General features: G+C 67.5%; 16 protein-coding genes. 9 read left to right on the forward strand and 7 right to left on the reverse strand.

The window, feature by feature from the left end; all coding sequences use genetic code 11:
• Positions 1-50: 50 nt before the first annotated feature.
• Positions 51-1,667: an amino acid permease gene (locus DDF67_RS02475; protein ID WP_109099378.1), complete on the reverse strand. Its 1,617-nt coding sequence runs from the start codon at positions 1,665-1,667 to the stop codon at positions 51-53.
• Between the two features lie 181 nt (positions 1,668-1,848).
• Between DDF67_RS02475 and hrpB the strand changes: the two genes are divergently transcribed.
• The 4 genes from hrpB (at position 1,849) to gatB (ending at position 7,890) form a co-directional block, all read left to right on the forward strand.
• On the forward strand, positions 1,849-4,293 hold the full coding sequence (hrpB, locus tag DDF67_RS02480) for an ATP-dependent helicase HrpB (RefSeq protein ID WP_109099379.1): 2,445 nt from the start codon (positions 1,849-1,851) through the stop codon (positions 4,291-4,293).
• Positions 4,294-4,934: 641 nt separating this feature from the next.
• Positions 4,935-5,318 carry a helix-turn-helix transcriptional regulator gene (locus DDF67_RS26365; protein WP_109099380.1) on the forward strand — a complete coding sequence of 128 codons (384 nt, stop codon included), beginning with the start codon at positions 4,935-4,937 and terminating at the stop codon, positions 5,316-5,318.
• Complete coding sequence (locus DDF67_RS02490; RefSeq protein WP_158277975.1) at positions 5,233-6,150, forward strand: reverse transcriptase family protein; 918 nt, start codon at positions 5,233-5,235, stop codon at positions 6,148-6,150. The genes DDF67_RS26365 and DDF67_RS02490 overlap by 86 nt, the downstream gene beginning before the upstream one ends.
• A gap of 243 nt (positions 6,151-6,393) precedes the next feature.
• Positions 6,394-7,890, forward strand: coding sequence for an Asp-tRNA(Asn)/Glu-tRNA(Gln) amidotransferase subunit GatB (gene gatB / locus DDF67_RS02495; protein WP_109099382.1), 1,497 nt, complete (start codon positions 6,394-6,396; stop codon positions 7,888-7,890).
• Between the two features lie 189 nt (positions 7,891-8,079).
• Here gatB and DDF67_RS02500 read toward each other — a convergent pair whose 3' ends face one another.
• Together DDF67_RS02500 and DDF67_RS02505 are read right to left on the reverse strand one after the other, a co-directional pair.
• Positions 8,080-8,472 (reverse strand): proteophosphoglycan 5, encoded by a 393-nt coding sequence (locus tag DDF67_RS02500; RefSeq protein WP_109099383.1) that lies wholly within the window; start codon positions 8,470-8,472, stop codon positions 8,080-8,082.
• Between the two features lie 203 nt (positions 8,473-8,675).
• Positions 8,676-9,191 (reverse strand): RcnB family protein, encoded by a 516-nt coding sequence (locus DDF67_RS02505; RefSeq protein ID WP_109099384.1) that lies wholly within the window; start codon positions 9,189-9,191, stop codon positions 8,676-8,678.
• A 181-nt stretch (positions 9,192-9,372) separates the two neighbouring features.
• On the opposite strand from DDF67_RS02505, the gene DDF67_RS02510 reads away from it, so the two are divergent.
• Both DDF67_RS02510 and DDF67_RS02515 read left to right on the forward strand, forming a co-directional pair.
• Positions 9,373-10,098, forward strand: a complete 726-nt coding sequence (locus DDF67_RS02510; RefSeq protein WP_109099385.1) for a glutathione S-transferase family protein — start codon at positions 9,373-9,375, stop codon at positions 10,096-10,098.
• A 174-nt stretch (positions 10,099-10,272) separates the two neighbouring features.
• Positions 10,273-10,551, forward strand: coding sequence for an SEL1-like repeat protein (locus tag DDF67_RS02515; RefSeq protein ID WP_058350531.1), 279 nt, complete (start codon positions 10,273-10,275; stop codon positions 10,549-10,551).
• Between the two features lie 66 nt (positions 10,552-10,617).
• Here the strand turns inward: DDF67_RS02515 and DDF67_RS02520 are convergent, their stop codons facing one another.
• A complete protein-coding gene (locus DDF67_RS02520) occupies positions 10,618-11,358 on the reverse strand; it encodes a polysaccharide biosynthesis/export family protein (protein WP_109099386.1) in 741 nt (246 codons plus the stop codon).
• 86 nt (positions 11,359-11,444) lie between these two features.
• On the opposite strand from DDF67_RS02520, the gene DDF67_RS02525 reads away from it, so the two are divergent.
• The 3 genes from DDF67_RS02525 to DDF67_RS02535 all read left to right on the forward strand — a co-directional run bounded on the left by DDF67_RS02525 (position 11,445) and on the right by DDF67_RS02535 (position 15,004).
• Entirely contained in the window at positions 11,445-12,947 is a 1,503-nt protein-coding gene (locus DDF67_RS02525; protein WP_109099387.1) for a GumC family protein, read from the forward strand.
• Between the two features lie 87 nt (positions 12,948-13,034).
• Complete coding sequence (locus tag DDF67_RS02530; RefSeq protein ID WP_109099388.1) at positions 13,035-13,736, forward strand: P-loop NTPase family protein; 702 nt, start codon at positions 13,035-13,037, stop codon at positions 13,734-13,736.
• Between the two features lie 53 nt (positions 13,737-13,789).
• Positions 13,790-15,004 carry an O-antigen ligase family protein gene (locus DDF67_RS02535; protein WP_109099416.1) on the forward strand — a complete coding sequence of 405 codons (1,215 nt, stop codon included), beginning with the start codon at positions 13,790-13,792 and terminating at the stop codon, positions 15,002-15,004.
• A gap of 4 nt (positions 15,005-15,008) precedes the next feature.
• On the opposite strand, the gene DDF67_RS02540 is transcribed toward DDF67_RS02535, so the two are convergent.
• From DDF67_RS02540 to crtY, 3 genes are read right to left on the reverse strand one after another with little or no spacing between them, the layout of a single operon-like run.
• Complete coding sequence (locus DDF67_RS02540; protein ID WP_109099389.1) at positions 15,009-15,965, reverse strand: phytoene/squalene synthase family protein; 957 nt, start codon at positions 15,963-15,965, stop codon at positions 15,009-15,011.
• Positions 15,962-17,485 (reverse strand): phytoene desaturase, encoded by a 1,524-nt coding sequence (locus DDF67_RS02545; RefSeq protein WP_109099390.1) that lies wholly within the window; start codon positions 17,483-17,485, stop codon positions 15,962-15,964. Before DDF67_RS02545 ends, DDF67_RS02540 begins: the two co-directional genes overlap by 4 nt.
• On the reverse strand, positions 17,482-18,669 hold the full coding sequence (gene crtY / locus DDF67_RS02550) for a lycopene beta-cyclase CrtY (protein WP_109099391.1): 1,188 nt from the start codon (positions 18,667-18,669) through the stop codon (positions 17,482-17,484). Before crtY ends, DDF67_RS02545 begins: the two co-directional genes overlap by 4 nt.
• Positions 18,670-18,677 lie beyond the last annotated feature (8 nt).

Raw genomic sequence — 18,677 nt, forward strand, 5'->3', positions numbered from 1 at the left:
GCGGGAACCGAAGTTCCCGCCCGTCTGAACTAGAGGCTAGAGCCCCAAGATCAAGACCGTTCCTCGGGCGAACCCGGGGCCGGGGCGCCCGGCATCGGCGGAACGGGGCCGGCCGGCGCGTCGGCGGCCAGTTCCGGCACGTCGATCAGGCCACGGCCCAGGTGGCTCTTGTGGATGCCGTAGGCCAGATAGATCAGCAGGCCGATGGCGCCCCAGATCGGCAGCACCAGCATGGCTTCGGCCGGCAGGTTGAAGTAGAGCGCCGCGCAGCCGACCATGGCCAGCGGGGCCACGATCCACACCAGCGGGGTCTTGAACGGACGCGGACGGTTCGGATCCTTCACGCGCAGCACCATCACCGCGATCGCCACCATGAAGAAGGCGAACAGGGTGCCCGAGTTCGAGATGTCGGCCAGCTGGCCCACCGGGAAGAAGGCGGCGGCGATGGCGACGAAGATGCCCGTGACGATGGTCACGATGTAGGGCGTCTTGAACTTCGGATGGATGGTGGCGAGCTTCTCGGGCAGCAGGCCGTCGCGGGCCATGACGAAGAAGATGCGGGTCTGGCCGTAGATCATCATCAGGATGACCGAGGGCAGGGCCAGGTTCGCGGCCAGGCCCAGCAGGTTGCCGACCACCGGCCAGTTGATCTCGCGCAGGACGTGGGCGAGGGCTTCGTTCGAGCACACCAGGCGGCCGCTGTTGTCGGCCAGGGCGCAGGCGGCCTGGAAGGCGGCCGAGCCGGGCTGGACGGCCGAACCGTCGGCGCCGAGCACCGGCTGGGCGCCGATGGCGCCGATCGCGCCGGCGGCGACGAGCAGGTAGAAGACGGTGCAGAGCGCCAAGCTGCCGATCAGGCCGATCGGCACGTTGCGCTGCGGGTTCTTGGTCTCTTCGGCGGCGGTCGATACGGCGTCGAAGCCGACATAGGCGAAGAAGATCGAGGCGGCGGCGCCGACGATGCCCATGCCGCTGGTGCCTTCGGGGCCGAACCAGCCGTTGGGGGCGAAGGGCGAGAAGTTGCCGCTCTTGATGACCGGGATGGTCAGCACGATGAAGGCCGTCAGGGCGGTGACCTTGATGGCCACGAGCACGGCGTTGACGCGGGCGCTCTCGGTGGTGCCCAGCACCAGCAGGGCGGTCACCGACAGGGCCACCAGGATGGCCGGGATGTTGACGATGCCGACGCTGAAGTCAGCCACCGGAATGAAGCCGTTCATCGACCAGGCCGGGCCGGCCTTGAGCAGGGCGGGCCACTGGAAGCCCAGGGCGTTCTCGATCAGGCCGAGGAAGTAGCCGGACCAGCCGGCGGAGACGGCGCTGGCGGCCACGGCGTATTCGAGGATCAGGGCCCAGCCGACCATCCAGGCCAGCGGCTCGCCCATCACGGCGTAGGAATAGGTGTAGGCCGAGCCCGAGACCGGGACCATCGAGGCCAGTTCGGAGTAGCAGAGCGCGGCGATGGCGCAGACGGCGCCGGCGATCACGAAGCTCCACATCATGCCGGGGCCGGCCTTCTGGGCCGCGGCGGCGGTCAGGACGAAGATCCCCGTACCGATGATGGCGCCCACCCCCAGCAGCGTCAGCTGGACCGGTCCGAGCGAGCGATGAAGCGATTTTTTCTCAGCCGTCGCAAGGATCGCATCAAGCGATTTAACGCGCCACATAGTTCCTCCTGGATAGGCAAGACTCCCCCCCGGGGGTCGCCTTTGGAAAATTTTGCGGACGGTGACCCGTTTATGAGCATGGGGTCAAGGCCGCGCCGCCGAAGCGCGTAAATGTTCTCCACACCTTAGGCTAGTCCAGTCCTGCTTGGCGTTGATCCCCAGCCCAGCTAAAGCCGGCGCGATGCTGCCCATTTTTCAGGCTATTCCCGCGCTCAAAGGCGCCTTGTCCGAACGCGAGACCGCCGTTCTCGTCGCGCCCCCGGGGGCGGGCAAGACCACGGCCGTTCCCTTGGCCCTGCTTGAGGAAGCGTGGGTCGGCGACGGCAAGATCGTCATGCTGGAGCCCCGCCGCCTGGCCGCCCGGGCGGCCGCCGCACGCATGGCCCAGACCTTGGGCGAGAGCGTCGGCGACACGGTCGGCTTCCGGGTCCGGTTGCAGTCGAAGGTATCGAATAATACCCGTGTCGAGGTCGTCACCGAGGGCGTCTTCACACGGATGATTCTCGACGATCCGGGCCTGGACGGCGTGGCCTGCGTGATCTTCGACGAGTTCCACGAGCGCAGCCTCGACGCCGACCTGGGCCTGGCCCTGGCGCGCGACAGCCAGGGCCTGCTGCGCGACGACCTGAAGATCCTCGTCATGTCGGCCACGCTGGACGGCGCCCGCGTCTCGGCCCTGCTGGGCGATGCGCCGGTGGTGGAGAGCGAAGGCCGGATGTTCCCGGTCGAGACGCGCTATCTGGGCCGCGACGACCGCCAGCGCCTTGAGGAGCGCGTCGGCCGCGCCGTCGAGCGGGCCCTGGCCGAGGAGACCGGCAGCATCCTCGTCTTCCTGCCGGGGCAGGGCGAGATCCGGCGGGCCGAAAGCTGGCTGGCCGAGCGCCTGCGCCGGCCCGACGTCGACCTGGCGCCCTTGTATGGCGCGTTGGAGCCGGCTGAGCAGGATCGCGCCGTCCAGCCCGCGCCCGCTGGCCGCCGCAAGGTGGTGCTGGCCACCTCGATCGCCGAGACCAGCCTGACCATCGAGGGCGTGCGGGTGGTGATCGACGCCGGCCTCTCGCGCGTGCCGCGCTTCGATCCGTCCAGCGGCCTGACCCGGCTGGAGACCGTGCGGGTGGCCAGGGCCGCCGCCGATCAGCGCCGGGGCCGCGCCGGCCGCACCGAGCCGGGGGTCTGCTACCGCCTGTGGGACGAACCGGAAACTCGCGCTCTGCCCGCCTTCGCCCGGCCCGAGATCCTCGAGGCGGACCTGTCGCGCCTGGCCTTGGACCTGGCCCGCTGGGGCGCCAAGGACGCCGAGGGCCTGGCCTTCCTCGACCCGCCGCCGCGCGCGGCTTTCGGCGAGGCGCGCTCTCTGCTGAACCGGCTTCAGGCGCTGGACGCCAATGGCGGGCTGACGGCGCACGGCAAGGCTCTGTCGAACATGCCGCTGGCCCCCCGCCTGGCCCACATGGTCGCCCGCGCCGCCGCCAGCGGGCAGGCGCATCGCGCCGCCGAGATCGCCGCCGTGCTCAGCGAGCAGGGGCTGGGCGGTCGGGGCGTGGATCTGCGCAGCCGGCTGGAGGGCTTCGGCCGCGACCGCACGCCCCGCGCACGTGACGCCCGGGCCCTGGCCGAGCGCTGGTCGCGTCAGGCCGGCAAGCCCAGCGGCGCCGCGCCCCTGGACGATGCTTTGCTGCTGGCCGAGGCCTATCCCGAGCGGGTGGCCAGGGCGCGCGGCAAGCCCGGCGAATACCAGCTGGCCAGCGGCCGGGGCGTCTATCTGGAACCGACCGACGCCCTGGCCCGCGAGACCTGGCTGGCCGTCGGCGAACTGGGCGGGGGCGAGGCCCGCGACCGCATCCTGCTGGCCGCGCCGCTGGATGAAGAGAGCCTGCGCGCCGCCTTCGCCGACCGCCTGGTCGCCGAAGACCGGCTGGAGACCAGCGGCGGCGGCAAGCTGCGCGCCAAGCGCCTGCTGCGCCTGGGCAAGCTCGTCATCGACGAGAAGATCATCGAAAAACCCGACCCGGCCCTGATCGCCGGGGCCCTAGCCGACCAGGTGCGCGCCTACGGCCTCTCAGCGCTGAAGCTGGGCGAGCGGGGCAGGGAACTGCTCGACCGCGTGGCCTTCCTGCGCGCCCATGACGGCGAGGCCTGGCCGGACCTGTCGGAAGAGGCCCTGATCGCGCGGCTGGACGAATGGCTGGAGCCGCTGCTGGCCGGCCGCTCGTCGCTGGCCGGTCTCGACGAGGGCACGCTGGAGGCGGCGATCAAGACCCTGATCCCGTGGGACATGCAGGGCCGCATCGAGGCCCAGGCCCCGGCGCGCTTTACAGCCCCCACCGGCTCGACCTTCGCCATCGACTATGGCGCCGAGGGCGGTCCCCGCGTCGAGGTGCGGGTGGGAGAACTCTACGGCCTGGCCGAACACCCCAGCGTCGCCAACGGCAAGGTCCCGCTGACCCTGGCCCTGCTGTCGCCCGCCCACCGCCCGATCCAGATCACCAAGGACCTGCCGGGCTTCTGGAAAGGCTCCTGGCGCGAAGTGAAGGTCGAGATGAAGGGCCGCTACCCCCGGCACGTGTGGCCGGATGATCCGGCCAGCGCGGCGCCTACGACACGGGCGAAGCCGCGGGGGACGTGAGGGGGGGTGATGCTCAGGGTGGCGGCATCCAGATGGCCGCTCTGCGCTCTTTCCCTGTAAACTGACGGATCGCAAAATACTGCCGCCGCGGTGCCTGGCGCGAAGAGCTTCGCGCCAGGATAACGACGTCTCCCACGAAATTTGTTCTCTGATGGAGAACTTTGTTGACAGTCAGAGCGCGGAGCTTCAATCTGCCATTGTCATCAACAGGCGGAGGGTTCGCCATACTCTGGACCACGGCAACGTGGTTCGTGGGAGGCCGCAGGTCTCTCGTCGCTCAAGGGCACGTGGATCGCCTCCTGGCGTCTCCCTCGGTCCCGCGAGATCGGCGCGCCCCGGCGACGGGCGCGCCAGGTGCAAGCTGGGTTAAACTGCCGTTCTCCACTCCCGCATCAATGGCGAGACAGGTCTGCATGGTGCAGGTCTGCGATGAGGGAGAACCTACCATGTTGTTAGGTCCTGAAGATGACCAACGGCAGGGGCAGCGGACGTCTCGGATGAAGAAGAAGTGGCTCAGTCACCTATTCAACATCCAGACAGCCCGGACGGTGATTCTTCTCGGTCGTTTGGCCGTCGAGATAGTCCGGCTGTTTGACAGGTAGTCCAACGCCACCCAGTCTTGTTACTTTAATGGAGATGAAATGATTGGTAATGCTCTGAGACTTTTGCGGAGATTTAAAGGTTTTACGCAGACGGAAATGGCTCAGAGGCTTGGTGTTGCGAAGTCATGGATTTCAGCGATTGAGGGCGGGAAGAAAGATCCGACCTTGAGTCTGCTTCAGAGTTACGCACTTGTGTTGGATGTCCCGCTATCGTCAATCCTGTTTTTTTCGGAGCAGATTGACGTGAGTAAACCTTCTGAGCGTGCCCGATCTTTCGTTTCAAAGAAGGTCTTGGCGATTTTAGATTTCATTGATGCTCAGTCTGGGGAGGAAGCTGATGGCGACGTTGCCCCGAACGCATCCGATAAAGCAGTCTCCGCTTCACAAGCTGGGCCACCACAAGCGCCTCGCCAGTCTCCTTAAGATCGAGGTTGCGCAGCTCAGGGGGTTGGCCAAGGCCGGAAGTGCTGCGTACTCGGAATGGGATGAGGACAAGCCAAATGGCGGGACCCGACGCATTGAGAACCCAAAGCCGCGCTTGAAGCGTCTGCAGTCTAGACTGGCGACTATCCTTTCGCTGATTGATCCTCCAGCCTTTTTGAGCTGCCCAGTCAAAGGCCGATCATACATTTCGAATGCAAGAGCGCATCTCGGCTCGAAAGAGTTCGTGACCTTGGATGTAAAGTCCTACTTTCCATCTACAACTTGGAATCGCGTCTATTGGTACTTCAACAAGCGACTGTTGATGCCAAGAGACACTGCTTGGACCCTTGCGTCGGTAGCGACCATTGACGGACGTCTACCAACTGGGAGCCCCCTCAGCCCCATTATGGCTTATCTCGCGCACGAGGACATGTGGCTAAAAGTGGCGAAGCTGGCAGAAGACGTTGGTTGCCGGTTGACTGTGTACATGGACGACATCACCATTTCGGGCGCGCGCGTTCCCGAGGCTACCGTCTGGAAGATCAAGCAGGAGGTCCACAAGGTCGGGCTGCGCTTGAATGACAAGAAGGAACGGCGGTTCTCGGACGTTGGTGTCATCACGGGTGTCGTCGTGACACCCGATGGTGTGCGGTTGCCAAAGCGCTCGCACCTAAATCTTTCGATCGCTCGCAAGGCAGCGCTAGTCGTTGACGGCGAGGCTAAGCTGAGAGCAATGCGTCGCGTTCGTGGCCTTGAAGCCCAGCATCGGCAGGTTCTGGCCCCGACCGATTTCACAGATAATCTCAGTGGCTCGCACCGCGGATCAAGCTGACCTAACGCAGGATATATGCTCTCGCTGGTCGTTGGTGGGAGTGTCTGTTCATCATTGGTTTTCGCGACAGAGGCGCAGTGAGGGAGGGCAGAGCGCGCGCCCGTTTTATACCTCGTAAGAAACCGCTGCCTAGCCTTGCGCTCCCCGACCCCCACGGTGCATGAGGAACCCCCGACACGGCGAGGCCTCTGCTTCGCCGCCCGCGCTAACCGGCCTTCCGGCGACGGAGGGAGGACAAGAGACATGACCGAAGCTGCTTCCAAGACGATCAAGGGTCGCACCGGCGACTGGGAAATGGTGCTGGGCCTCGAGGTTCACGCCCAGGTGGCCAGCAAGTCCAAGCTGTTCTCGGGCGCCGCCGTCGGCTTCGGCGCCGGTCCCAACGAGCAGGTCAGCCTCGTCGACGCGGCCATGCCGGGCATGCTGCCGGTGCTGAACCGCTTCTGCGTCGAGCAGGCGGTGAAGACGGGCCTGGGCCTGAAGGCGCAGATCAACCTGAAGAGCCGCTTCGACCGCAAGAACTACTTCTATCCCGACCTGCCGCAGGGCTATCAGATCAGCCAGTTCGACCAGCCGATCGTCGGCGAGGGCGTGGTGAGCGTCGAGCGCGACGACGGCACGACCTTCGACGTGCGCATCGAGCGCCTGCACCTGGAGCAGGACGCCGGCAAGTCGCTGCACGACCAGGATCCGAACGCCACCTATGTGGACCTGAACCGCGCTGGCACGGCGCTGATGGAGATCGTCTCCAAGCCCGACATGCGCACCTCGGAAGAGGCCGCCGCCTACGTCAAGAAGCTGCGGACGATCCTCGTCTATCTGGGCACCTGCGACGGCGACATGGAGAAGGGCAACCTGCGCGCCGACGTCAACGTGTCGGTCTGCCGTCCGGGCGACTATGAAAAGTTCCGCGAGACCGGCAGCTTCAAGCACCTGGGCACGCGCTGCGAGATCAAGAACGTCAACTCGTACCGCTACATCCAGCAGGCCATCGAGTACGAAGCCCGCCGGCAAATTGAGATTCTCGAAGAGGGGGGCTCGATTGACCAGGAAACCCGCCTGTTCGACCCGACCAAGGGCGAGACCCGCTCGATGCGTTCGAAGGAAGAGGCGCACGACTACCGCTACTTCCCCGATCCGGACCTGCTGCCGCTGGTGCTGGACCCGGCGTGGGTGAAGTCGATCGAAGAGACCCTGCCGGAACTGCCGGACGCCAAGAAGCAGCGCCTGCAGAGCCAGTACGGCCTGTCGGCCTATGACGCCGGCGTGCTGATCATCGAGAGCGACCGCGCCGACTACTTCGAGGCCGCCGCGAAAGGCCGCGACGCCAAGCTGGTCGCCAACTGGGTGACCAACGAGCTCTTGTCGAAGCTGTCGTCGGGCGGCCACGAGATCGCCAACTCGCCGCTGCCCTCGTCGGACATCTCCCAGCTGGTCGAGCTGATCGAGAACGGCACGATTTCCTCGAAGATCGCCAAGGAGGTCTTCGAGCACATGTGGGCCGGCGAAGGCCGTCCCGCGCAGATCGTCGAGAAGCGCGGCCTGGTGCAGATCAACGACACCGGCGCCATCGAGGCGGCGATCGACGAGCTGATCGGCGCCAACCCCGACAAGGCCGCGGCCGTGAAGGACAAGCCCCAGGCTATCGGCTGGTTCGTCGGCCAGGTCATGAAGGCCACCGGCGGCAAGGCCAACCCGGGCACGGTCAACGACCTGCTGAAGGCCAAGCTGGGTCTCTAGGAACTCAGTGCGTCCTTCGAGGCCCGCGCTGCGCGGGCGCCCCGGGATGAGGACGTCAGTGCAATAGATCCCCATCCTGAGGTGCGAGGCGAAGCCGAGCCTCGAAGGACGCACAGCCACAAGAAGAAGGGCCCGTCGCGAAAGCGGCGGGCCCTGCTCCTTTCGGAGGGGACTCGAACAGGGACGCGTCTACTGAGGCGTGGTCGGGTCCTGCGCGGACGACGAGGCGGCGGCCGGGTCGTCGGCGTGCTTCTTGTGCTTCTTGGCCTTCCTGTCGGCCTTGGTCGCGTCCTCGGCGGCCGGGGCGGTAGTGGTCGAAGTCTCGCCCGGGGCCGTGGCCGAGGTCGGCTCGCCCGCGCTGGCGGCGCTGTCGGCCTGCGGCGTCGTGCTGTCGGTCGTGGCCGGGGCGGTGGTCGAGGCCGAGGGATCGGTCGTCGTGGTCGACGAGCCCCAGCTGCTGCTGGACGAAGGCGGGGTGGTCTGGGCGGAAGGATCGGCCGGGGCCTGCTGGGCCAGGGCCGAACCGGCGTAGCCGGCGGTGGCGAGGGCGAGGACGGCGGCGGAGATGCGCAAGCTCTTCATCGGTAAGCGCCTTCGTGTCTGCTGCGTCGGACTGTGACGCGAGGCCTAGGCTGGCGACCGGATACGGCCGAAATGACCCGACAATCGGGCTTTGCGGCCCGATGCGTGGCGCGCGCGCGGCGAGCATGGCGCAAAAACGGCGCCCCAGGTGGAGTGCCCGGGGCGCCGCAAGGCTTTTCAGATATCGACGAAATGCCGACGATCTAGTTGTTGATGATCTCGAAGATCAGGCCGGTGGCGATGGCGGCCAGCACGTAGTCGTTGCCGGCGCGGTACCAGTAGTAGCCGCGGGGCGGCTGGCGCAGGTGATAGCGGCCGTAGTCGTGCACGACATAGCCGCCGCCGCGGTAGTAGGGCGGCAGATAGCCGCCGCGGCGCCAGGCGCTGTAGCCCGGGCGATAGTCCGGACGGCCGTAGTAGTGGGCCGGCGGCGCGCCGTAGTACCAGCGGTCGCGGTAATAGTAGCCGTTGTAGCGACGGTCGTCCCAGCGGCTGTGGCGGTCGCCGCGACGGTCGTCACGACGGTCCCAGCGGTCGCCCCGACGGTCATCTCGGCGATCCCAGCGGTCGCCACGACGGTCGTCGCGCCGATCATCCCTGCGGTCCCAGCGGTCTTCGTGGCGGTCGCCGCGGCCCTGGGCCGAAGCGTCGGTGGCGACGGCGGCCATCGGACCGGCGACCGAGGCCACGGCGGCGATGGTGAGCAACAGACGTTTCATGTGTACGTCTCCTTGTGGTCAGCGGTCGCCTTGCGGCGGCCTGGTCCCTCGACCTTGGAAACAAGATTGATCCCCGGCGCCTGAACCGTCGCTGAACGGTCATGTCAGGATGGATATTGGCGTCGCGCGCGCGGATGGCCATGTTCTGCGTCATCAAGACCGACATCAGGGAGTCGCGTGCATGACCAGTCCGATCGAACTGCACTATTGGCCCACGCCCAACGGCTGGAAGATTTCCATCGCGCTGGAGGAGATGGGCCTGCCCTACGAGATGATCCCGGTGAACATCGGCACGGGCGAGCAGTTCAAGCCGGAATTCCTGGCCATCAGCCCCAACAACCGCATGCCCGCCATCGTCGATCCGGACGGTCCCGACGGCCAGCCGATCTCGGTCTTCGAGTCCGGGGCGATACTGCAGTATCTCGGCCGCAAGACCGGCCAGTTCTACGGCGAAGGCGAGCGCGATCGCGTGAACATCGACCAGTGGGTGATGTGGCAAATGGGCGGCCTTGGCCCGATGGCCGGCCAGACCCACCATTTCCGCCAGTACGCCGGGGCGATCATCGCCGACCAGCGCCAGCTGGCCTATGGCGCGATCCGCTACACCAACGAGACCCACCGCCTGTACGGCGTGCTGGAAAAGCAGCTGGCGGGGAAGGATTTCGTCTGCGGCCAATTGTCCATCGCCGACTTCGCCATCTGGCCCTGGGTCGTGCCCTGGAAGAACCAGGGCATCCAGATCGAGGAGTTTCCGAACATCAAGGCCTGGTTCGAGCGGCTGAACGCGCGCGAGGCCGTGCAGAAGGGCTTCAAGCTTGGGGCGGAGCTGCGTTCCAGCGGCCTGCAAGCGTCGGGAAAAGCTGCCGAAGAGGCCCGCAAGGTTCTGTTCGGCCAACGCGCCCGTTAACCACCCGTATACCCGAGTTTATCAGGGGTTACTTCAGTGATCGAGGCGTGTTGTCGCGCCTCGATTCATGATCTCTGCGCGCTTAACTATATGTTCAGCGAGCAAGGTTTTCTCTGTGTTCATGACCGAGCTGGACCACTGGGGACCGGCCGGAAGGACTGGGGAACTGAAGTCATGATGATGAGCATCGAACCGCCCGCCGCCGTTATGGGCTTGCCGCTGCCGACCGCCGACTCAAGCGGCGACGAGCTGTTCCGCATGGGCATGCTGTATTCGACCGGCCAGGGCGGCGCGCCGCTGGACTACGTCTCGGCCCACATGCTGTTCAACCTGGCCGCCATGCGCGGTTCGGTCGAAGCCAAGGTCTATCGCAAGGAACTGTCGCAAGAGATGGCCAGCGAAGACGTTGCCGAAGCCCAGCGCCAGGCGCGCCAATGGCTGGCTCACGGCTGAACCACGGTTCAGCCTTTTCTACCTTCGGGCCGGACGCTCTCTGGATCCGGCCGTGACTTTGCAAGCTCAGTTGCTGAAGCCGTTGATGGCGTAGCTGAAGCTGATCGGCAGCAGGTCCCGGAAGTACTGCTGCATGAACAGGCCAGTCTCCGCCGCCCCGCTGCGCGGCACGTAGACGATGTCGAAGCGGCGAAGCGGCACCAGGTCCGCGCCGCGCGGATCCGTCAGGCCCCTCAGCAGGTCGGCCGTCCGCATCATGGCCCGCCCGTCGGGGCCGCGACGAATGATGATCACCTGGCTGCGCTTGGACGAGCTCTTGAACCCGCCGGCCTGGATCACGGCCCGCAGGGCGTCACCGTCGCCGGCCATGTCGTAGACGCCGGGATTGCCCACCTCGCCGCCGACGAACACCTTGAGCGGGGCCGTCGCCTTGACCGCCACCTGAACCTGCGGGCGCAGCAGCTGCTGGCCATAGGCCTGGGTCAATGAGGCTTCCAGTTCCTCGATCGTGCGATCGGCGGCCATCACCGGCCCGACCAGCGGCAAAGCGACGCGGCCATCGGGTTGCACCACCACCGACTTATTAAGCTCCGTGGCCGAAGGTACGGTCACCTCCAGCTCGTCGCCTGGATAGAAGCGGTAGGCGGGCTCGCTCTCGCTCCAGTCGGCGTAGCCGATGTTGGGGAACTGGCCGGTGGGACGCGGGGCGGGCGTCAGGGGCTCGCCGTCGACGTGGCCGCAGGCCGAGAGGCCGGTGCTCGCGAGCACCAGGGCCAGGGCGGTGGAGAGAGCGATGCGCCGATCCATGCGACGACTCTTACCAAACATAGGTAACCAAACCTTAAGCCCGAACGCGCCAGGGTCGTGAGGAAGTTTGGACCCATTGGATTCGCATGTCGACGAGCGCCTGGACCAGCGTGCCGCACGACCCGCCGTCGCGACGCGACTGGGCGGCGCGGGCCCGCTATGCGCCGACCGATTTCATCACCCTGCTGTGGCGCGAGCGCTGGCTGATGCTGGCGGTGTTCCTCGTGATCATGGTGCTGGGCGTCGCCTTCGCCACGACCCTGAAGAAGACCTACACCGCCAATTCCAGCCTCTTCGTGCGCCTGGGCCAGGAATACGTCTATGAGCCGCGCGCTGGCGACGCCGCCCGCGGCGCGGTGCCCGACGTCGACCAGGTGATCCAGTCGGAAAGCGAGATCCTGGGCAGCGGCGAGCTGCGCGAGCGGGTGATCCGCAAGCTGGGCTTCGCCACCGTGTTCCCGGACGCCGGCGCCAAGTACGCCGCGGCCAATCCCGAGCAGAAGCGCAAGATGATCGCCCAGGGGCGCGACAGCGTCGGCCGCAGCCTGAAGATCGAGACCGCCCCCGACAACTCGATCATCCGCCTGTCGTACCAGCACCAGGATCCGGAAACGGCCGAGAAGGTGCTGAACACGCTGCTGGAAGAGTACCTGATCTATCGCCGCAGCCTGCTGATCAACGACGACGACAAGGTGCTGGCCCGGCAGCGGGACACCTTCGAGCAGCGCCTGGCCGAGACCGACACCGCCTACCAGGCCTTCCTGCAGACCAACGACATCGGCGACTTCACCGCCCAAAAGACCGCCCTGACCCAGCTGCAGGCCCAGACCGAGGCCCAGAAATATTCGATCGACGCCCAGCTGCAGGATCGCCAGGGGCGCCTTGCCGCCGTGCAAGCCGAGCTGGCCCGCACACCGGCCGAAGCGGTGCTTTATCGAGACCAGGACATGTCGGCCTCCAGCAAGCTGGCCCAGCTGAAGCTCGATCGCGAGGGCCTGCTGGCCCGCTATCTGCCGAACGCCCAGCCGGTGCGCGACATCGACGCCCAGATCGCCCAGCTGGAGCAGGGCGTGGCCAGTGGCCGCACCAACGGCGAAGGCGCGCGCCGCAGCGGCCCAAATCCGATCTGGCAGACCCTGCAGTCGACCCGCAACGATCTGTCGGCGGAGGTCGCCGCCCTGCGCCAGGCGCAAGGCGCCTACGCCATGCAGGTGCAGGAAGTGAACGAGCGCCTGCTGCGCCTTGCGCAACTGGAGCCGCAGTTCAACCAGTTGACCCGCGACCGCGACGTGCTGTCGGCCAATGTCCGCGACTTCACGGTCAAGGAGCAGCAGGACCAGGCCCAGCGCCAGATGTCGGCCGAGAGCAGCGACAATATCCGCATCGTCCAGCGGGCCGTCGCGCCGTCGCAGGGCAAGAGCCTGCAGAAGCCGGTCTTCGTGCTGGCCTTCCTGTTCGCCGTCTTCACCGCCGCCTGCGCGGGCTTGGTGCGGATGCTGCTGCGCCCGGGTCTGCAGACGCCGGCCTCGGCCTCGCGCACGCTGGGCCTGCCGGTCCTGGCCACGGCCAGTGTCAAGCGCGCGGCCTAAGGTCCAAGTGGGCGATTTGGTCGCCTTTCGCGCGAACATGGTTAGGCATTAGTTTCAACGGTCTTCAACGCGCGGCGATTCGGACGAATGGTGGATTTGAACGTCGAAATGGCTGAACTGTGGGGGTCGCTCGGCGCCCCCGCGGCCGGCCGTGCGCACGTCGTCCAGTTCGTCTCGGCCCGGCGAGGGGAGGGGACCTCGACGGTCGCCCGCGAGTTCGCACGCTTCGCCGCCCGGCGCGCCGGTCGCCGGACCTGGCTGATCGACCTGGATCTGACTACCTCGCCGCAGTATCAGGCCATCGCCGCCCAGCCCGATCGCTACGGCCAGCTGGGCTCGGGCGCGGCCGCCAGCCCTGACGGCTCGATGTTCTTCACCGTCCAGCCGCCGGCCCCCCGGCCCGATGGCGGGGTGTGGCCCGACTCCAAGTACATCGCCGCCCATAGCGTGGGCGGTCCGCGCCTGTGGGTCACCCGCTTCAAGCGCGAGGCCCTGCGCGGCCGCCAGAAGGCCCACATCCTGCCCGGCGTGGAATACTGGGCCGCCCTGCGCCGCCACGCCGAGATCATCGTCGTCGACTGTCCGTCGGCCGATAGCACCCAGGCGGCCCTGACCATCGCCCAGCACATGGACCAGACCATACTGGTGGTCAGCGCCCAGGAGGCCGACGTTAGGCCGCCGGGCCTGCTGCGCGACGCCCTGGCCTCGGCGGGCGGCCGCTGCGCCGGGGTGTTCTTCAACCAGGCCTCGGTGACGCCGCCGAGCTTCCTGCGGGCCATCCTGCCGTGAGCCACGGCCTGAGCTACGGCGGCGGACCGGTCAGCGTCGCGCTGCCAAGGCTCCTGTTTCCCCAGATCGCCATCTTCACCGCCGCGGTGTTCCTTCTGCTGCTCTACAGCGGCGGCTGGGAGCTGCCGCTGGTGGGCGAGAACGCCGACGAGGCCGGCTCGGCCATCCTGCGCGTCGCCTATCTGCCGGCCTATGCGGCGGGCTTTGGCCTCATCGCGCTGGACCCGCGCAACAGCTTCCGGGCGGCGGTCCGCCAGCCGTTCCTGTTCGCCCTGATCGGCATCGTCTGCCTGTCGACCTTCTGGTCGATCGCGCCCGACGTCACCACCCGGCGCGCCTTCGCGGTGACCTGCACCACCCTGGGGGGCGTGGCCTTGGCCGCGCGCTTCCGTTGGCGCGAGCTGGCCGAGGTTTTCGCCGCCACCTTCGCTGTGCTGATCGTCGCCTCCTACGTCGTCTGCATCGCCGTGCCGCGCATCGGGGTGATGACCGAGCTCTTCCCCGGCGCCTGGCGGGGCCTGTGGCGCGAGAAGAACGGCCTGGGCGGCATGATGGCGTTCGGTTTCTGCATCATCTCCGCCGCCGCCCTCCTGAACCCCAAGCGGGCGAGGCTGTGGTGGGGCTTTGCGGTCCTGGCCATCGGCCTTGTCCTGATGTCGACCTCCAAGACCTCGCTGGTGTCGCTGATGCTGGGGGTGGCGGCCCTGGGCTTCGTGCTGATCGCCCGGCGCGGGCCGGCGGCAGGCACGGCGGCCACCTGGACGGCGGTGACGGGCTTTGGCCTGCTGATCGCCTTTGTCGTGCTGGCCTCGGACGTGTTCTTCGCCATCCTGGGCAAGGACGCCACCCTGACTGGCCGCACCAAGATCTGGAGCGCGGCCCTGGTCGAGATCCAGGAGCGGCCGTGGCTGGGCTTCGGCTACCACGCCATCTGGGGCGACAAGAGCGGCTGGGGGCCCTTCGCCTGGATCAGCAAGAACGCCGGCTTCCAGGCCCAGCACGCCCACAATTCCTGGCTTGAGCAGTGGCTGGGCATGGGGCTGTTCGGCATGGCCGCCTGGGGGCTGTCCTACATCCAGACCATGACCCTGGCCCTGATCGCGGTATTCCGCGACCGTGGCGCCTTGCTCGCCTTCCCGTTCCTGGTCGTCTACAGCCTCGTGGCCCTGACGGAGAGCATCGCGGTGGCCTACAACGATTTCCGCTGGGTGCTGTTCGTGGCCCTGGCGGTGAAGCTGGCGTTCCCGGATCGCGAGCTGGAGCGTTAGGGCTCTAGATCCTCGACCACATCGCCGGCCGCTCGGGCGCAGCGCCCAGCCGGTCCAGGGTCGCCGAGCGCAGGGCGACGATCCCGCCTTCCAGCGCGCGCCAGGCCTTCATCCGCCCACTGACGACCACGCGTTCGTCCCAGGCCGCTGGGCCGGCCGAGACCACGTCCAGGCCGATCTGGCGATAGACGCCGCGCGCGGCCGCGATCGCCCAGGCCGAGCGGACGGGCAGGTCGCGCAGGCCCCAGCGGGCCGAGGCGTAGTAGGGCTCGGCGGCCTCGACCAGGCGGCGGGCGAGGGCGGCGACGTCGGCGCGGCGGGAGGGATCGGTCAGTTGCGCGACCGGCAGGTTCAGCTCCGCCAGCCAGGCGCGGGGCACGTAGATCCGGTCGTTGCGGGCGTCCTCGACGATGTCGCGGGCGATATTGGTCAGCTGGAACCCGAGGCCCAGGTCCTGGGCCCGGCGCAGGGTGGCGAGATCCGAAGCCGGTACGCCCATGACGATGGCCATCATGGCGCCGACCACGCCGGCCACGCCCCAGCAATAGGCCAGCAGGTCTTCCAGGGTGGCATAGCTCCGGCCCTCGACGTCCATGGAAAAGCCGTCGATCAGGTCCAGCGCATAGCGCTCGGGAATGCCACGCCGCAGGGCCACGGTCTGGAAGGCGGCGAACACCGGATCGGTGGGGGTCTCGCCGGCCAAGGCGCTGCGGGTCTGGGCGTAGAGCGCTTCCAGTCGCGCCGGCGCGTCGGCCACGGGGCTCATGCCGTGGCCCAGGGTCTGGCCGTCGATGACGTCGTCGCAGTGCCGGCACCAGGCGTAGAGCATCTCGGCGTCGGCGCGGGTCTGGGCGTCGAACAGGGCGGCGGCCGCTGCGAAGCTCTTGCTGCCCTTCTGGATCGCCTCGCGGCTCTGGGCCTCGAGATTGGAGGCTTCGATATCGGCTTCGAGCGCGCTCATTCGGCGGCCGGAGCTGCGGTGGCGAAGTCGTCGATCATCAACCCGGCCGTAGCCTTGGCGCTGCCCACCACGCCGGGGATGCCCGCGCCCGGATGGGTGCCGGCGCCGACGAAATAGAGGTTCGGGATCACGTCGTCGCGGTTGTGGGTGCGGAAGAAGGCGCTCTGGGTCAGGATCGGCTCCAGCGAGAAGGCCGCGCCCTTCCAGGCGTTGAGGTCCTTCACGAAGTCGTCCGGCGTGATGAAGCGGCTGGTGACCAGGTCGGCGGTCAGGTCCGGGACGTAGTGCTTTTCCAGATAGGCCAGGATGCGGTCGCGATACTTGGGGCCTTCGACCGACCAGTCGATGTCGGCCGTCTGCAGGTTGGGCACCGGCGAGAGAGCGTAGAACGTCGAGCAGCCTTCCGGGGCCATGGCCGGATCGCTGGCGGTGGGGTGGTGCAGATAGAGCGAGAAGTCCTCGGCCAGGGCGTTCTTGCCGTAGATCTCGCCGATCAGCTCGCGATAGCGGTTGCCGAAGCAGATGGTGTGGTGGCGGATCTCGGGATGCTGGGTCTTGAGGCCGAAATAGACCACGAACAGCGACGGGCTCCAGCGCTTGTTCTCCAGCGCCTTGCCGACCTTCTGGCCGCGCGGCTCCTCGCGCAGCAGGTGACGGTAGGTGTGCATGACGTCGGCGTTGGAGGCGACTGTGTCGAAGGCCTCGAAGCCTTCCTTGGTGACGACGCCGGTGACGCGGCCCTCGCGCACGGCGATGCGCTCGACAGGGCGGGAGAGATGCAGCTTGCCGCCCAGGTCGGTGAACAGCTTGGCCAGGGCCCGCACCAGGGCGTGGGTGCCGCCGCGGGGGAACCACACGCCGCCGCGGCGCTCAAGCGCATGGATCAGGGCGTAGATCGACGAGGTGGCGAAAGGGCTGCCGCCGACCAGCAGGCTGTGGAACGACAGGGCCTGGCGGACATGTTCGTCCTTCACGAAGCCGGCGACCTTGTCATAGACGCTGCGCCAGGCCTGCAGCTTCATCAGCGACGGGGCGGCGGCGATCATCGAGCCGAAGTCGAGGAAGGGCACGGCGCCCAGCTCGACATAACCCTTCTGGTACAGCTCTTCGGAATAGTCGTGGAAGCGGCGGTAGCCCTCGACATCGGCAGGGTTGCGGGCGGCGATCTGGCGGTCCAGGCCTTCCTGGTCGTTGACGTAGTCGAAGACGTCGCCGTCTTCCCACAGCAGGCGGTAGAACGGATCGACCGGCAGCAGGTCGACATAGTCCTCGATCCGCTTGCCCGAGAGTTCGAACAACTCCTTGAGGCAATCGGGATCGGTGACGACCGTGGGACCAGCGTCGAAGGTGAAGCCATCCTGCTCCCAGACATAGGCGCGGCCGCCCGGCTTCTCGCGGCCCTCGAACAGGGTGACGTCGAAGCCCTGCGACTGCAGGCGCACCGCCAGCGACAGGCCGCCGAAGCCGGCGCCGATGACGGCCGCCTTGGGACGGGGCGGGACCGGGGCGTGGGCGTTCATGCGTCTTGTCCTCCGAACACGGAATTCTCGCTTATGCACTTCATGGCGGTGCCGATCGGCACCGGCGGCTTGCCGATCAGCACCCGGGCCTTGTCGCGCCAGGTCAGCCTCGCCGCATAGAAGCGTTGGATCAGCGGGACCGACAAGCGGTAGAACCGCTCCAGCACCCGATAGCGCTCTTCCGGCGCGCAGGCGCGGAACAGCATGCGGTTGAGCAGGCGCAGGAAGCGCCGCTTGCGCCAGGCCGCCTTGGAATGGGCCTCGACGCAGGCGCGGACGCTGGCGCTGGTGATGCGGGGCAGGGCGGCGATCCTGTCGGCGAGGCGCGCGGCGTCGGGCAGGGAATAGCCGGTGGTCGGCTGGAAGAGGGCGGCGCGCAGGCCGACCTCCGCCACCTGCGGCCTGGCTTCCTGCCAATAGGCGTCGATGTCGCCGCCCAACGCGATGGGCAGCACGCCGTGCTCCTCGCGCTCGACGGCTTCGATGGTCCAGCCCTGGGACTTGGCGTAGTCGGCGATAGCGGCGCCCAGCGAGGCGCGATCCAGGCCCGGGCCGTCGCTGTAGCGGGTGTCCTCGATCAGCAGGCGGCGCTCGTCCAGCGGCAGGACGTAGACGAAGCGGTAGCCGTCGGTCTGCGGCACCGTGGCGTCCATGATGATGGGGGCGGAGAGGCCGTGGGGCGCGGACAGGCGCAGGTCCTGGCCCACGAACTTCTGCCAGCCCAGCGCCAGCCGCTTGCTGCGCCGCGCGCCGCGGCCGTCGATCACCGCGCCGGCGACGATGCGCCGGCCGTCGCCCAGGGTGACCTGATGCGGATTGACGTCGACCACGGCCACGCCTGTCCAGGCGTCGGGGCCGAGCATGCGGCTCACCACCGCGTGCAGGCGATTGGAGGTGATGGCGAGGTAGGGCGTGGGCAGGCGGCGGCTGTGGGCGGGAAAGCGCACCTCGTAGCCGGTCCAGCGATGCACGATCAGCGGCCGCAGCCAGCCGCCGATGGCCGCATCGACATCGGTCTCGAAGTGGCACCAGGTGTGCTCGCCGCCGATGGTCGCCTCGCGCTCCAGCAACAGCACGCGCAGGCCCGGCCGCAGCGCTTTCAGGCGCAGGGCGATCAGGCTGTTGGCCAGTCCGCCGCCCACCAGGACGACGTCGGCGCGAAGCGCTTCGGAAGCGGATTCCATGGTTCTGG

The organism is Caulobacter endophyticus, assembly GCF_003116815.1.
GTDB lineage: Bacteria > Pseudomonadota > Alphaproteobacteria > Caulobacterales > Caulobacteraceae > Caulobacter > Caulobacter endophyticus.

What these genes read in the sequence shown, in the direction of transcription:
- DDF67_RS02475 (WP_109099378.1), bottom strand. Translation starts at nt 1,667, where the DNA reads ATGTGGCGCGTTAAATCGCTTGATGCGATCCTTGCGACGGCTGAGAAA.
- hrpB (WP_109099379.1), top strand. Translation starts at nt 1,849, where the DNA reads ATGCTGCCCATTTTTCAGGCTATTCCCGCGCTCAAAGGCGCCTTGTCC.
- DDF67_RS26365 (WP_109099380.1), top strand. Translation starts at nt 4,935, where the DNA reads ATGATTGGTAATGCTCTGAGACTTTTGCGGAGATTTAAAGGTTTTACG.
- DDF67_RS02490 (WP_158277975.1), top strand. Translation starts at nt 5,233, where the DNA reads ATGGCGACGTTGCCCCGAACGCATCCGATAAAGCAGTCTCCGCTTCAC.
- gatB (WP_109099382.1), top strand. Translation starts at nt 6,394, where the DNA reads ATGACCGAAGCTGCTTCCAAGACGATCAAGGGTCGCACCGGCGACTGG.
- DDF67_RS02500 (WP_109099383.1), bottom strand. Translation starts at nt 8,472, where the DNA reads ATGAAGAGCTTGCGCATCTCCGCCGCCGTCCTCGCCCTCGCCACCGCC.
- DDF67_RS02505 (WP_109099384.1), bottom strand. Translation starts at nt 9,191, where the DNA reads ATGAAACGTCTGTTGCTCACCATCGCCGCCGTGGCCTCGGTCGCCGGT.
- DDF67_RS02510 (WP_109099385.1), top strand. Translation starts at nt 9,373, where the DNA reads ATGACCAGTCCGATCGAACTGCACTATTGGCCCACGCCCAACGGCTGG.
- DDF67_RS02515 (WP_058350531.1), top strand. Translation starts at nt 10,273, where the DNA reads ATGATGATGAGCATCGAACCGCCCGCCGCCGTTATGGGCTTGCCGCTG.
- DDF67_RS02520 (WP_109099386.1), bottom strand. Translation starts at nt 11,358, where the DNA reads ATGGATCGGCGCATCGCTCTCTCCACCGCCCTGGCCCTGGTGCTCGCG.
- DDF67_RS02525 (WP_109099387.1), top strand. Translation starts at nt 11,445, where the DNA reads ATGTCGACGAGCGCCTGGACCAGCGTGCCGCACGACCCGCCGTCGCGA.
- DDF67_RS02530 (WP_109099388.1), top strand. Translation starts at nt 13,035, where the DNA reads ATGGTGGATTTGAACGTCGAAATGGCTGAACTGTGGGGGTCGCTCGGC.
- DDF67_RS02540 (WP_109099389.1), bottom strand. Translation starts at nt 15,965, where the DNA reads ATGAGCGCGCTCGAAGCCGATATCGAAGCCTCCAATCTCGAGGCCCAG.
- DDF67_RS02545 (WP_109099390.1), bottom strand. Translation starts at nt 17,485, where the DNA reads ATGAACGCCCACGCCCCGGTCCCGCCCCGTCCCAAGGCGGCCGTCATC.
- crtY (WP_109099391.1), bottom strand. Translation starts at nt 18,669, where the DNA reads ATGGAATCCGCTTCCGAAGCGCTTCGCGCCGACGTCGTCCTGGTGGGC.